Annotated in this window: 10 protein-coding genes; 7 read left to right on the top strand and 3 right to left on the bottom strand. The window is 73.7% G+C overall.

The genetic code is table 11. The annotated features are described in order from the left end of the window. Positions 1-8: 8 nt before the first annotated feature. The 3 genes from dhaK to ptsP are packed head-to-tail and all read left to right on the top strand — an operon-like array spanning position 9 to position 4,406. Positions 9-995: a dihydroxyacetone kinase subunit DhaK gene (gene dhaK, locus FL583_RS32465; protein ID WP_142708703.1), complete on the top strand. Its 987-nt coding sequence runs from the start codon at positions 9-11 to the stop codon at positions 993-995. Further along, positions 983-1,570: a dihydroxyacetone kinase subunit DhaL gene (dhaL, locus tag FL583_RS32470; protein WP_170323978.1), complete on the top strand. Its 588-nt coding sequence runs from the start codon at positions 983-985 to the stop codon at positions 1,568-1,570. The genes dhaK and dhaL overlap by 13 nt, the downstream gene beginning before the upstream one ends. Then, positions 1,563-4,406 carry a phosphoenolpyruvate--protein phosphotransferase gene (ptsP, locus tag FL583_RS40510; RefSeq protein ID WP_170323979.1) on the top strand — a complete coding sequence of 948 codons (2,844 nt, stop codon included), beginning with the start codon at positions 1,563-1,565 and terminating at the stop codon, positions 4,404-4,406. The genes dhaL and ptsP overlap by 8 nt, the downstream gene beginning before the upstream one ends. Before the next feature lie 51 nt (positions 4,407-4,457). Here ptsP and FL583_RS32495 read toward each other — a convergent pair whose 3' ends face one another. Beyond that, positions 4,458-5,264, bottom strand: coding sequence for an ABC transporter ATP-binding protein (locus FL583_RS32495; RefSeq protein ID WP_142708705.1), 807 nt, complete (start codon positions 5,262-5,264; stop codon positions 4,458-4,460). Positions 5,265-5,303: 39 nt separating this feature from the next. Further along, positions 5,304-5,711, bottom strand: coding sequence for a nitroreductase family deazaflavin-dependent oxidoreductase (locus FL583_RS32500; protein WP_142708706.1), 408 nt, complete (start codon positions 5,709-5,711; stop codon positions 5,304-5,306). Between the two features lie 117 nt (positions 5,712-5,828). Here FL583_RS32500 and FL583_RS32505 point away from each other — a divergent pair, with 117 nt between their 5' ends. After that, entirely contained in the window at positions 5,829-7,166 is a 1,338-nt protein-coding gene (locus tag FL583_RS32505; protein WP_205752670.1) for a cytochrome P450, read from the top strand. 162 nt (positions 7,167-7,328) lie between these two features. Here FL583_RS32505 and malQ read toward each other — a convergent pair whose 3' ends face one another. Beyond that, entirely contained in the window at positions 7,329-9,467 is a 2,139-nt protein-coding gene (malQ, locus tag FL583_RS32510) for a 4-alpha-glucanotransferase (RefSeq protein ID WP_170323980.1), read from the bottom strand. Between the two features lie 45 nt (positions 9,468-9,512). Here malQ and FL583_RS32515 point away from each other — a divergent pair, with 45 nt between their 5' ends. The 3 genes from FL583_RS32515 to FL583_RS32525 all read left to right on the top strand — a co-directional run bounded on the left by FL583_RS32515 (position 9,513) and on the right by FL583_RS32525 (position 12,966). Beyond that, the gene (locus FL583_RS32515; RefSeq protein ID WP_205752671.1) at positions 9,513-10,217 is read left to right on the top strand and encodes a SanA/YdcF family protein; all 705 of its coding nucleotides are present in this window, start codon (positions 9,513-9,515) and stop codon (positions 10,215-10,217) included. A 203-nt stretch (positions 10,218-10,420) separates the two neighbouring features. Beyond that, positions 10,421-10,639 (top strand): hypothetical protein, encoded by a 219-nt coding sequence (locus FL583_RS32520; protein ID WP_142708709.1) that lies wholly within the window; start codon positions 10,421-10,423, stop codon positions 10,637-10,639. A 416-nt stretch (positions 10,640-11,055) separates the two neighbouring features. After that, positions 11,056-12,966: a glycoside hydrolase family 15 protein gene (locus FL583_RS32525; protein ID WP_142708710.1), complete on the top strand. Its 1,911-nt coding sequence runs from the start codon at positions 11,056-11,058 to the stop codon at positions 12,964-12,966. Positions 12,967-14,378: the final 1,412 nt, after the last annotated feature.

Consider the following 14,378-nt stretch of genomic DNA (forward strand, 5'->3'; position numbering starts at 1 on the left):
GCATCGGCATGAAGAAACTCATCAACGCTCCCGCAGACGTGGTGGTCGAGTCGCTCGCCGGTCTCGCCGCCGCCCATCCGTCGCTGGCGGTCGATCTCGAGCAGCGGGTGGTCCACCGGGCCGACGGGCCGGTCGCGGGCAAGGTCGGGTTGATCTCGGGCGGCGGGTCGGGGCACGAGCCGCTGCACGGCGGTTTCGTCGGGCTCGGGATGCTCGACGCGGCCGCCGCCGGTGAGGTGTTCACGTCGCCGGTGCCCGATCAGATCCTCGCCGCGACCAAGTACGCCGACGGTGGCGCCGGCGTGCTGCACATCGTCAAGAACTACACCGGCGACGTGATGAACTTCGAGATGGCCGCGGAGCTCGCCGACGGCGTCCAGATCGCGACCGTCGTCACCAACGACGACGTCGCCGTCGAAGACAGTCTGTACACGGCGGGCCGGCGCGGGGTGGGCGTCACCGTCCTGGTGGAGAAGATCGCCGGAGCGGCCGCGGAAGCGGGCCGGTCGCTGGCCGAGGTCGCCGCGGTCGCGCAGCGGGTCAACGACCGGGGGCGGAGCATGGGGCTGGCGCTGACGTCGGGGACCGTCCCGGCGGCCGGTAAGCCGACGTTCGACCTGCCGGAGGACCAGATCGAGCTCGGGGTGGGCATCCACGGGGAGCCCGGGCGGCAGCGGGTGCCGCTGCCGTCGGCCCGGGAGGCCGCGGCGATGTTGGTCGAGCCGGTGCTGGCCGAGATCTCGCCCGAGCAGGGGGTGCTGGCGTTCGTGAACGGGCTCGGCGCGACGCCGCTCATCGAGCAGTATCTGGTCTACGGCGAGGTGGCCGCGCTGCTGGAGCGGCACGGCGTGCCGATCGTGCGGTCGCTGGTCGGGCCGTACATCACGAGCCTGGACATGGCCGGGGTGTCGGTGACGCTACTGGCCGTGGACGAGGAGATGCTGCAGCTGTGGGACGCGCCGGTGAACACGCCGGGGTTGCGGTGGGGCGTGTGAGCGTCGAGGCCTGGATCCGGGAGTACGCGCGGCTGATCGCCGAGGCGGCGCCGAGGCTGACCGAGCTCGACTCGGCGGTCGGGGACGCCGACCACGGGGCGAACCTGTCCCGGGGGATGGCGGCCGTGGTGGCGGCGCTGGACTCCTCGTCGTTCGACGACGACGGGGCGCTGCTGAAGAAGGTCGGGATGACGCTGGTCTCCACGGTCGGCGGGGCGAGCGGGCCGCTGTACGGGACGTTCTTCCTCCGGGTCTCGTCGGCCCTCGGCGACGGGTTCCCGGCGGCCTTCCGGGCCGGGGTCGACGGCGTGGCCGCGCGCGGGAAGTCGGCCGTGGGGGAGAAGACGATGCTGGACACGCTGGTGCCGGCGGCGGACGCGCTGGAGGCCGGGAAGGACTGGCCGGCGGTGGTGGACGCGGCGTCGGCCGGGCGGAACTCGACCGTGCCGCTGGTGGCGCGGAAGGGCCGGGCGTCGTATCTCGGGGAGCGCAGCGCCGGGCACCTGGATCCGGGGGCCGAGTCGTCGTTCCTGCTGGTGCGGGCGGCGGCGTCGGCGTTGGGTGCGAATGACTGAGCTGGTCGGGTTGGTGGTGGTGTCGCACAGCCGGGCGCTGGCCGAGGCGGCGGTGGGGTTGGCGTCGGAGATGGTTCCGGGGTCGGGTTTGCGGGTGGAGGTGGCGGCCGGCCTGGACGCGGAGACGTTCGGGACGGATGCGGTGGCGATCTCGGAGGCGATCGAGCGGGCGTCCGGGCCGGCCGGGGTCGTGGTGTTGATGGATCTCGGGTCGGCGTTGTTGTCGGCCGAGATGGCGTTGGAGTTGCTGGAGCCTGCGGTGGCCGAGGGGGTGGTGTTGAGCCCGGCGCCGCTGGTGGAGGGGCTGGTCGCGGCGGTGGTGGCCGCGGCCGGGGGTGCGGGGAGGGACGAGGTGGCGGCGGAGGCCGCTGCCGGGGTTGCGGCGAAGGCGGAGCACCTGGGCGGGGTGCCTGCGGTCGAGCCGTCCTTCGCGTCCGAGTCGTCCAGGGAGCTCGAGCCGCCCGGAGCCGGGCGGGGCGCGGCCCGCGCGGGGCCGGCGCAGGCCGCGCCGCCCGTGGGCGAGCCGTCCGGGGGGTCTGAGCCGTCCGGGGAGCTCGAGCCGCCCGGGGCGGTGGGGGGCGATCGCGGGCCGCGGGGGGAGTTCGTGGTCACCGACCCGATGGGGCTGCATGCGCGGCCGGCGGCCGCGTTGGTCGGGGCGGTGCGCGGCACCGGGGTGCCGATGCGGTTCCGGAACCTGACGACGGATTCGGACCCGGTCCCGGCCGAGAGCCTCAGCCGGGTGGCGACGCTCGGTGCGTTGCTCGGCCATCGAGTGGAGGTGACCGCCCCGGCCGGTGGGGAAGCGGCCGTGGCCCGGGTGCTGGCCGCCGCCGACGAGATCTTCGCCGCGTTCCCGCCCCGGCCGACCGAGCCGACCGAGCCAGCCGAGCCGGCCGAGCCGACCGAGCCGACCGAGCCAGCCGAGCCGGCCGAGCCGACGGAGCCGGCCGGGTCGGCCGAGCCGGTTGGGCCGGTTGGGCCGGTTGGGCCGGTTGGGCCGGTTGGGCCGGTTGGGCCGGTTGGGCCGGCTGGGCCGGCCGGGCGTGCCGCGCTCGGCGTTGCCGGCGTGGGGGCGGCTTCGGGCGGGTTGGCGGCTTCGGGTGGGGTTTTGGGGGCGGCGGGGGCGTTGGCGGCGTCGCCGGGGATCGTGGTCGGGGCGGTGCGGCAGCGGGAGGCGGCGGGCGGCGGCGCGGAGGCAGCGAGGGTCGCGGGGGAGCCCGAGGTCGAGCGGGAGCGCCTGCTGGCCGCGCTGGGCCGGGCCGGGGCCGAGGTGCGGCGGACCCGGGAGCGCGTGGCCGGGGAACTCGGCGAGGCCGAGGCGGAGATCTTCGACGCCCACGCGATGCTGCTCGAAGACCCGGAACTGCGGTCGGCCGCGTTCGACCGCATCGACGACGGCGCCGAGGCCGGAGCGGCGTGGGCGGCCGCGGTCGGCGAGGCCGAGACCGCCTGGAGCGCGCTCGCGGATCCGTACCTCCGAGCCCGAGCCGCTGACCTGGCCGCCCTCCGTGCCCAGGTCGTCACCGCACTCCGCACCGCCGCGGCCGGCCCCACCGCCACGGCCGGCGCGGCCGGCCCTGCCGCCGTGGCCGGGGCTGGTGCTGACGCGGAGGGGCTCGTGCTCGTGGCGGAGGATCTGACGCCTGGAGAGGCGGTCGGGCTGGCGGGCGTGGTGGGGGTCGTGCTGGCCGCCGGGGCACCCACCTCGCACGGCGTGATCCTGTTGCGTAGCCGGGGGATACCGGCCGTCGTGGCCGCCGGGGGAGGCGTGCTGAGCCTCCCCGACGGCACTCCGATCGCGTTCGACGGGACGACCGGGGAGCTGGTGGTCGATCCGTCGCCGGGGGTCCGGGCTCGGTTCGTCGGCGAGCGGGACTCCGCGGCGGCCAGGGCCTCCTCGGCGGCCTCGCGAGCGTCGCTCGGGGCGGTGACTCGGGACGGCGTCCGGATCGAGGTGGGGGCCAACCTCGGGTCGGTCGCGGACGCGCGCGCGGCCGCGGCGAACGGGGCGGACCTGGCCGGGCTGGTCCGGACCGAGTTCCTGTTTCTCGACCGCGAAACCGCGCCGGACGTCGACGAGCAGACCGCGGCCTACCGGGCGCTGGCGGAGGCGCTCGGTGGGCGTCGCCTGACGCTGCGGACGCTCGACGTCGGTGGGGACAAGCCGCTGCGGTACGCGCCGGTGCCGCCGACCGCCAACCCGTTCCTGAGCGTCCGGGGGCTCCGGTTCTCGCTGGTGCGGCCGGATCTGTTCCGGGCTCAGCTGACCGCGATCGTGCGGGTCGCCGTCGAGACGCCGGTGACCGTGCTGTTCCCGATGGTGAGCACGGTGGACGAGCTTCGCGCGGCGCGCGCCGCGCTCGACGACGTGCTCCGGGCCGAGCAGGCTTCCCCCGCCGGGCTGCGGGTCGGAGCGATGATCGAGGTGCCGGCGGCCGCGCTCAAGGCCTCGGCGCTGGCTCCGTTCGTCGACGTGTTCAGCATCGGGACGAACGACCTGACCCAGTACACGCTGGCCGCCGCCCGCGGCGACGGCGGGGTCGCGGCGCTCGGTGACCCGTGGGATCCCGGGGTGCTGCGGCTCGTCGACTCGGTGTGCCGGGGGGCGTCCGATCGGGTCACGGTGAGCGTGTGCGGGGAGTTCGCGGGAGATCCGGGCGCGGCGAGTGTCCTGATCGGTCTCGGCGTGCGGGAGCTGAGTGTGGCCCCGGCCCGGGTGCCGGAGGTGAAGCAGGCCGTCCGCGAGCTGACCGCCGCGACCGCGACGACCACGGCCTCCGCAGCGCTCGCCGCCCCGACCGCCTCCGAAGCCCGAGCCACCGCTCTCGGCTGACCCCGCCCCGCACCCGACCGGCCGCGCACGGCCGACCGGTGGCCCGCGGGCTCAGACGGCGGCGGCTGCTCGGCGGCGGGCGCGCGCGGCCGGGATGACCAGGGGAGTCGACGTCTCGGGATCGGGAACCACCTGACACGGCAACCCGAACACCTCCTCGACCAGCTCGACCGTCACGATCTCCCCCGGCGTCCCCTCCGCCACCACCTCCCCCGCCTTCATCGCGATCAGATGCGTCGCGTACCGGCACGCGTGGTTCAGGTCATGGAGCACCGCGACCAACGTCCGGTTCTCCCGTTCGTGCAGCTCGGCGCACAGATCCAGCACCTCGAGCTGATGCGCGATGTCCAGATACGTCGTCGGCTCGTCCAGCAGCAGGATCGGCGTCTCCTGGGCCAGCGCCATCGCGAGCCACACCCGCTGGCGCTGCCCGCCCGACAGCTCGTCCACCAGACGCAGGGACAGGTCCGCGACGCCGGTCGCGGCCATCGCCGCGGCCACGACGTCGGCGTCCGTGCGGGACCACTGGCGCAGCAGCTTCTGGTGCGGGTAGCGCCCGCGGGACACCAGGTCGGCGACCGTGATGCCGTCGGGCGCGGTCGGCGACTGCGGCAGCAGCCCGAGCCGGCGGGCGACCTCCTTCGACGGCAGCGCGCTGATCTGCGCGCCGTCGAGGTACACCGCGCCGGTCCTGGGCTCGAGCATGCGCGCGAGTGCGCGGAGCAGCGTCGACTTGCCGCACGCGTTCGGCCCGACGATGACCGTGAACGACTCGTCGGGGATCTCGACGGTCAGCTCCCGGGCGACGACCCGCTGGTCGTAGGCCAGCTCGACCCCGTCCGCGTGCAACCGAGCCATGCCGTCTCCTCCCGCGCCACCGGCTTAGGGGAGCCTAACTCATGCGCGTTCGAGTACGACCACGGGAATCTGCCGGTCCACCTTCGCCTGGTGCTCGGCGAAGAACGGGTACTGCTCGACGATCCCGGCAAACAGCGAATCGCGCGACTGGCCCGACGGAACGACCGCGGTCGCCGCGAACGTGTCACCCGGCAGTTCCACTGTGACCCGCGGATTCGCGACCAGATTGTGGAACCAGGCCGGATGGGCCGGCGCCCCCGCGTTGGAGGCGACGACCATCAGCCGGTCACCGTCGCGGATGTACATCATCGGCGCGGTGTGCTCGCGCCCGGTGCGCGCGCCGGTGGTCGTCAGCAGCAGCAACGGACGGTCTTCGACCGCCTCGCCGTTGGTCTCGCGGAACTGCGCGATCAACTGTCTGTTGTAGGCACCCACGTCGTCGGGCATCGTCATGACGGTCTCCTCAGCCTCATCGTGCGCACCGGCCACTCTTCCTTACGAAGCTGACACCGTCCGTCAGGATCAGGGCAAAATAAGCCTGACGACGGACGGGGGTGTGGCGACGTGCCGGTGAAGGCCTGGGTCCGGTGGATGGGCCAGCACGGGATCGCCCGGGTCGTGATCAGGCGGGCGGCCAAGCACGGCGACCTGCACGCCCGCATCCTCACCGACCCGGACGCGCGCCGCGACCCCTACCCGACCTACGACGCGATCCGGGCCCGCGGCCCGGTGGTCCAGGGCCGGCTCATAACCCAGGCGGTGAGCCACGAGGCGGTCACCCAGGTCCTGCGCAGCGACGCGTTCGAGGTCGGCTTCGACCCCGAGACGATGCCGTTCATCGCCCGGCACGTGCTCACCCGGGTCGCCGCCGACGAGCGGATCGTCGGCCCCATCGACCCGCCGTCGCTGCTGGTCACGAACCCGCCCGACCACTCCCGGTACCGGCGGCTGGTCAGCCGCGTCTTCACCGCCAAGGCGGTCGAGGCCCTGCGGGCCCGGATCGAGCAGCGTGCCGACGAACTTCTCGACGCGATGGCCGCCCGGCCGTCGGCGGGGCCGCGGAACCTCGTCGCCGACTACGCCAGCCTGCTCCCGGTCACGGTCATCGCCGAGATCCTCGGGGTACCGCTGGAGATGCGTCGCCAGTTCCTGACCTGGGGCACGATGGCCGCCCCGGTCCTCGACGTCGGGATCTCCTACCGGCAGTTCCGCCGGTCCGAGGAAGCGCTCGAGAAGATGTCGGACTGGATGTACGCGCACTTCGAGCGCCTGCGCCGGGAGCCCGGCGACGACATCGTCAGCCGGCTGGTCCACCTCGACGACGCGAGCGGGAAGCTCACCGACCGGGAGCTGCTGGCGATCTCCGGGCTGCTGCTCGCGGCCGGGTTCGAGACCACGGTCAACCTCGTCGGCACCGGGGCGCTGCTGCTGCTCCAGCACCCCGACCAGCGGGCCGAGCTCGACGCCGACCCGTCGCTGTGGCCGAACGCGATCGACGAGATGCTGCGCTTCGAGCCGCCGGTGCAGGCGACGAGCCGCCGGTCGGTCCGCGCGACCGAGGTGTGCGGGGTCGCGCTGCCGGCCGGGTCGTTCGTCACCGCGATGATCGCCGGCGCCAACCGCGACCCGGGGGTGTTCGCCGACCCGAACCGCTTCGACGTCCGCCGGGCCAACGCCCGGGAGCACCTGTCGTTCTCCAGCGGGGCCCACTACTGCATCGGGGCGTCGCTGGCCCGGCTCGAGGGCGAGATCGGCCTGCGCCGCCTGTTCGGCCGGTTCCCCGGCCTCACGCTGGCCGGTCCGCCCAGCCAGCGCGAGACCCGCGTCCTGCGCGGCTACACCTCGATCCCGGTCCTGCTCGGCAGCCCCGCGCTGCTGGAGACCGAGGTGCCCGCCGTCTAGGCCCTGTCCTGCGAATCCGTGCTCGGCTGCGGCTCCGCTCAGCCGCCGCCAGGCCGCGCTGTCGGGCTGTCCGGATACAACAGCGGTATCCGGACATCCCTCCGCCTTGCCTGACGACGGCTGAGCGGTGCCTCGCTGCGAGCGAGATTCGCAAGACAGGGCCTAGGCGTCGCGCACCTCGTTCAGCACCGCCGCGAAGCGGCGGACCCGCTCCGAGGTCATGAACTCCGAGATGCCGACGGTCCGGTGCGCGCCGTCGTCGGCCGACGGCACCGCGAGCGGCAGCCGCCAGTTCGGGTACTCGTCCATCGTCCCCGGCAGGTTCGGCTGGCGGACGTCGCCGACCGCGTCGCCGGGAGCGGCCAGCACGATCCGGGCCGGCGTCCGGGTCAGCAGCGCGTGCAGCCCGAGGATGGCCTCCTCGCCGGTCGCGTCCGGCGAGCTGACCAGGCCCTCGGCGTGCGCGAGGGTCAGCAGCGCGGCCCGCTCGGCGTCCGCGGTCGCCTGCTCCTCGGCCGCCGACCGGCCCAGCACCCCCAGGGCCGCCCGCACGCGCACGTGCTCGCCGGTCAGGAACCCGGCCGCGGTCGGCAGATCGTGCGTCGTCACGCTGGCCGCTGCGCCCTTCCGCCAGTCGGCCGGCGGCCGCGGCCGGTCCGGCAGTTCCCCTTCGACGTCCCGGGACGGGTCGGGGTCGTCGCGCTCGAACCAGAGGACGTTGCTGCCGAGCACGTTCCTCGCGGCCAGCGCGGTGGCCACGTGCGGCTCGACCGTGCCGAGGTCCTCGCCGACCACCAGCGCGCCGGCCCGGTAGGCCTCCAGCGCCAGCACGCCGAGGAACGCGTCGGCGTCGTACCGGACGTAGGTGCCGTCGGCGGCCGACGAGCCCACCGGGACCCACCACAGCCGGAACAGGCCGAGCACGTGGTCGATCCGCACCCCGCCGGCGGCCCGGAGCACGGCCCGCAGCATGTCCCGGTACGGGCCGTAGCCGGCCTCGGCCAGCTTCTGCGGGTTCCACGGCGGCAGGCCCCAGTTCTGGCCCTGCTGGTTGAACGAGTCCGGCGGCGCGCCGACCGTCGCCGCGGTGGCCAGGACGTCCTGCAGCCCCCAGGCGTCGGCTCCGCCCGGGTCGACGCCGACGGCCAGGTCGTGCACGACGCCGACCGGCATGCCGGCCTCCCGGGCGCCCCGGTCGACCGCGGCGAGTTGCTCGTCGCAGAGAAACTGCAGCCAGGCGTGGAAGTCGATCCGGTGGGCCAGCCGGGTGCGCTCGGCGGCGACCGCGTCCGAGCCCGGGTGGCGCAGCTCCTCCGGCCAGGTCTGCCAGGGCACGCCGTGCTCCTCGGCCAGCGCGCAGAACGTGGCGAAGTCGGTGAGGCCCTGGCCCTGCTCCTCCCGGTACGCGGTCACCGCGGTATCCCGGGACGCGGCCAGCGGGAACAGCATCTCCAGCGCGGCCAGCTTGGCCTGCCAGACCGGGTCGCGGACGATCCGGTCGTCCGGCGCCTCCGGGCGTAGATCGTCCACGGCCAACCGGAGCTCGTCGGACGCGGCCCGGTACTCGGGTACGTCGGTCACCCGCAGGTAGAGGGGACTGCGGAACCGGCGGCTCGACGGGTAGTAGGGCGAGTTCTCCAGCGGCAGCACCGGCGAGGGCGCGTGCAGCGGGTTGCAGACGACCGCGCCCGCCCCGAGCTCGCCGCTCCAGCGGACCAGGTCGCGCAGGTCCCCGTAGTCGCCGATGCCCCACGAGTCGTCGCCGCGCAGCGCGTAGAGCTGCAGCATCCAGCCCCAGACCCGGGCGTCGCCGGGCGGGTACGGCACCTGCGCCGGGGCGGCGATCAGCACGGCCTCGGCGGTCTCCCCGCCGGCGGTGGCGACCAGCCGGTGCCAGCCGGGTTCGAGCGGAGGCAAGCTCACGGTGCGCGCCTCGCGCAGCAGCTCACCCACGGTGCGAGCCTGAGTGACGTCACCGTTCTGGGTAGGAAGCTCGGGGCCGGGCTCGGTGTGGACGACCACCGACGGGACCACCCCGGACGGGGTGTGGACCTCGACGGTGGCCGGTGCGCCGGCGGTCACCACGACGGTCGGCGGCAGCAGCCGCCGCCAGGGGGTCGTGTCGGCGTCGGCGAGCGACGCGGCGACCTCGGCCGGGGTGCCGGCCGCGACGCCGAGCGCGCCGAGGACGGCGATCACGGTGTCGGGGGTGACGGTCTCCGGGCGTCCGGTCGAGCCGACGTATTCGGTGGCGACCCCATGTGCGGCGGCGAGCGCGGCCAGGTCCCGATCGATGGTCACGAGCGAAGAACCTACCCAGTTGCGTGGGCCTGATTCGCTAACGGCGTGGCGGATGCGACGGACGTGTCGTTGGACGGTTCTTTTCGGCGGCGGATGCGGCGACGGATCATCGGGGCGCTGGCCGGGGTGGTGGTGCTGGGCGTGCTGGCGTTCGGGGGGCCGCTGGTCTGGACCTGGAGCGTTTCGTCGGGGCACCGGTTCAGCCGGGTGCCGGACGCTCCGGACGCGCCGGTGGCGATCGTGTTCGGCGCGCAGCTGCAGCCGGACGGGAAGCCGAAGCCGTTCCTGGCCGGACGTCTGGACGTCGCGGCCGCGCTGTACCGGGCCGGGCACGTGAAGGCGATCCTGGTGTCGGGCGACGGGAGCGGGACCTCGGGGAACGAGACCGCGGCGATGACGCGGTACCTGGCCGCGCGGGGCGTGCCGGCGGCGAAGCTGGTCGCGGATCCGGCCGGGCTCGACTCGTACGACACCTGTGTGCGGGCGTACCAGGTGTACGGGGTGCGCCGGGCGTTGCTGGTGAGCCAGGAGTTCCATCTGCCCCGGGCGGTGGCGCTGTGCCGGCACGTGGGGATCGAGGCCGACGGCGTCGCGGGGCGGTGCGACGACTGCCGTCAGATGACGCTCTGGCGCAACCGGTTCCGGGAAATTCCGGCCGGGTTCAAGGCGGCCGTCGACGCTGTGCGCGACCGGCCGCCGGTGGTCAGTTCCCCGCCCGATTCGTCAGTTTCGAAGGCTTTGACCAGCTGATTTGGCTGCACCCTACCTGGGAAATGGCACGTGCCGAACGCGTCGGCGCGGATTGCACCCGGGCCTCCTCCGAACGGCGTATTCCCTACTGTTCGGGAGGAGACAGATGAACTGTCCAACGGCCGATCGTGGGAACGGCTTTCCGGGCGCAACCTTGATTCCAGTAGAGAGACGAACCGGGAACCCAGGAAGGGATCAAGGCCATGACTACCAACCTCATCGACGCCGAGGCGCTCTTCGTGAGTGTTCTGCAGCCATCGGATCTGCCGACCGCCGAGCAGGTGCGTGACGCGATCGCGGCCGTGCTGATCTCCTGCGGGGGAGCCGAGGAGTGCGCCCGCCGGCTGGCCGCCGAGTTCGGGGAGCACCCCGAGACGGCGGTGGCCCGAATGCAGTGGGCGATCCAGACTCTCGCTGCCTGAGTTTCGTTCCCGGGTTCTCTCGGCCCCCGTGCGCTTCGTGCGTGCGGGGGCTTCGTCGTTCCGTCGTTTTCGTCGAACCGGTGACGGTGTGTATTCGTTGGTCGGAGGTACGGTGTGCACTTTCCGGGTCGTCCGGATGGATTCAGAAGCCGTACGTACGGACCGTGTGAAGGGCCGAGGAGAGTGGCAACCTGAAGGTGAACGGGGGGCGTCATTCTGGGGATTGGTCTTGCCGCCCGAGGTGCTACACACTGGTCACCCCGGCGAGACGCGACCGTCATGGACGGTGAGGAGCGTGGGGGGAATCCGTCCCCGCGGGAACAGCTTCGGGCCGCGTGTCGGCCTGTAGAACGAGGAGGTGCGGCGCCGATGACGAATCGTGTGCACCGCAGGCCGCGGCATCGGGCGGCCGAGCGATGATCAGTGGCGGTGGCTTCGACCGGATCCGGGTGCCGGTGTCGGCGGACGCGCTGGCGTCCCGCTCACCGTTCCCGCCGATCGCGGACTACGGCTTCCTCTCCGACTGCGAAGTGATGGCGCTGGTCGCTCCCAGCGGGAACGTCGAGTGGCTGTGTCTGCCCCGGCTCGACTCACCGAGCGTGTTCGGCGCCGTGCTCGACCGGGACGCCGGCGGCTTCCGGCTCGGCCCGGCCGACAACATGGTGCCGGTCGACCGTCGGTACCTGCCCGGCACGATGGTGCTGGAGACGTCGTGGGAGTCGTCCGGCGGCTGGCTGATCGTCCGCGACACGCTGCTGATCGGACCGTGGCACCACAACGAGGCGTTCTCGCCCACCCAGCGGCGCGCCCCCACCGACTACGACGCCCAGCACTGCCTGCTGCGGACCGTGCGGTGCGTGAAGGGCGAGGTCCAGGTCGTCATGGACTGCGAGCCGATGTTCGACTACGGGCAGCACCAGGCCCGCTGGTCCTACACCGACCGGGGCTACCACCAGGGCCTGGCGACGTCGTCGAACGGGGAAGACAGCGGGCCGTCGCTGCGGCTCACCACCGACATGCGGATCGGGTTCGAGGGTGGCCGGGCGACGTCCCGGACGCTGCTCAAGGAGGGCGACGAGCGGTACGTGGCGCTGTCGTGGGCCTCGGTGGAGCCGCCGTACTCCTACGAGGACGCCAACGCCAGGCAGACCTGGACCGCGCACCACTGGCAGCACTGGCTGGCCCGGGGCTCGTTCCCCGACCACCCGTGGCGGGGTCACCTGCAGCGCAGCGCACTGACGCTGAAGGGGCTCACGTACGCGTCCAGCGGTGCGCTGGTGGCCGCGGCGACGACGTCCCTTCCGGAGACGCCCCAGGGCGAGCGGAACTGGGACTACCGGTACAGCTGGATCCGCGACTCGACGTTCGCGCTCTGGGGCCTCTACACGCTCGGGTTCGACTGGGAGGCCGACGACTTCTTCAACTTCGTCGCCGACGTCGCCTCGCAGGGCGACCTGCAGGTCATGTACGGGGTGGACGGTGAGCGGGTGCTCACCGAGAAGGTGCTCGACCACCTGTCCGGGTACGACGGAGCCCGGCCGGTGCGCATCGGCAACGGCGCGTTCGACCAGGAGCAGCACGACGTCTGGGGCGCCGTACTCGACTCGATGTACCTGCACACCCGCTCGCGCGACCGGCTCGACGACCGCACCTGGAAGATCATGCGGCGCCAGGTCGAGAAGGCGATCGAGCACTGGCGGGAGCCCGACCGGGGGATCTGGGAGGTCCGCGGGGAGCCGAAGCACTTCACCTCGTCGAAGGTGATGTGCTGGGTGGCGGTCGACCGGGGTGCCCGCCTGGCCCGGTTGCGGCAGGACTACACGCTCGCCGACGACTGGCAGAAGATCGCCGACGAGATCCACGCCGACGTGTGCGAGCGGGGCGTGGATTCGCGGGGCGCGTTCACCCAGCACTACGACACCGAGGCGCTGGACGCGTCGGCGTTGCTGTTGCCGCTGGTGCGGTTCCTGGCCCCGGACGACCCGCGGATCAAGGCGACCGTGCTGGCGATCGCCGACGAGCTGACGGTCGAGGGCCTGGTGCTCCGGTACAAGACCGACGAGACCGACGACGGGTTGCGTGGCGAAGAGGGCACGTTCGCGATCTGTTCGTTCTGGTTGGTGTCGGCGTTGGCGGAGATCGGGGAGCTGGATCGGGCCCGGCAGTTGTGCGGGAAGCTGCTGTCGTTCGCGAGTCCGTTGGGGTTGTATGCGGAGGAGCTCGATCCGTACTCGGGGAAGCATCTGGGGAATTTCCCGCAGGCGTTCACGCATTTGGCGCTGATCAATGCGGTGATGCACGTGATCCGGGCGGAGCACGGAAACTAGGCGCGGTTCGGGTGTGGCCGGTGCCTCGGCCGCTTCGTTGCGTTGTTTCGACCGGGCGGCCGGGGCCGGGCAGTGCTGCTCACGGCCGCTCCGGCCGCCGGCAGCGCGGAGGGGCGGCCGATCTCCGCTACGTTCCCCCCGCGCTCTCCGCGACTTGACGGGATATCGGGGTTATTTCGAGCTCCATAAGCCCGGAAGGTCGTCGATCTGCGCGCCGGGCCGTACGGACACGCGGGATCGACGACTGCCGTAGCAAAACGAGATCGCGGTGCTGCGGAGGCACCCGGCCGTGGAGTTGCGTGGGCGGTGGAGCCGCCGGCTTGTGGAGCTTGTCGGGCCTGCGGGGCGGCAGGTGGGGCCACGGGGGTTCTGGGGCCGTCGGGCGGCAGCGGCGAGGCATCCGGTTGATCGGGGTACCGGCGTGGGATCGGCTGGATGCCCTCGGCTGGGCGGACGTCGGCGGGTTGGCGGGGTGCAGGGGACGGTGGATTGGCTGGGGCCGGGCCGGGTGCGAATGGAGCAATGGGGTAGCCAGGTTCCTCTTGCCGGGCGGGGCGGGGCGGGGCCGAGCCGAGGTGGACCGAGCCGAGCCGAGTCGGGCCGGGCGGGGTCGGGTGGGGCCGGGCCGGGCCGAGCCGAGGTGGACCGGGCCGAGTCGGGCCGGGCGGGGCCGGGCCGAGGTGGACCGAGCCGAGCGGGGCCTGGCGGGGCCGGGCTGAGGCGGGGAGGGGCGGGGCGGCGAGAGGCGGGGCGGGCAGAGGTGGGGTCGGGCCGGGCTCTGGCGGGGAGGGAGGCGGCGGTGGTCGCTGACGGCTCAGCATCTGGCGCGGGTGCTCGGATGCCGCGACCGTCATCCGGTACAGCACGCGGGCGTCGGGTGACCGCCACCGGCCGTCGATCCTCCGGTGCGGCGGTCGCCCGGGCGCGGCCGGGCGGACGACCGGGCCGGCCTCCGCGAGCCTCCGGCGCGGGCAGGAGCAATCCGGCCGCCTGGGTCGGCGCGCGTGTCGGCGCCCGGCCGACACGGTGTAGCCCGGGCGGCGGCGGTGGGTGTACCGCGCCAGTGCTCAGCCCGCCGCCAACGCCCCGTCGCCCCACAACCCGTCCGCCCCGGACCCGGGCCTAGCAACCCTGCGGCCCAGCAACCCTGCGCCCCAGCAACCCTGCGCCCCAGCAACCCTGGGGCCCAGCAACCCTGAGGCCCTGGGGCCCTGCGGTCCCGCGCCCGCGGTCCGGAACCCCCACGGCCCACGGCCTGCGCCCCCCAGGCCTGCGCCCCCCAGGCCTGCGGCCCCGCGGCCTGCGGCCCTACGGCCTGCGGCCCACGGCCTGCGGCCCTGCGGCCCTGCGGCCTGCGGCCCACGGCCTGCGGCCCTGCGGCCCTGCGGCCTGCGGCCCACGGCCTGCGGCCC

This window comes from Cryptosporangium phraense, assembly GCF_006912135.1.
Lineage (GTDB): Bacteria > Actinomycetota > Actinomycetes > Mycobacteriales > Cryptosporangiaceae > Cryptosporangium > Cryptosporangium phraense.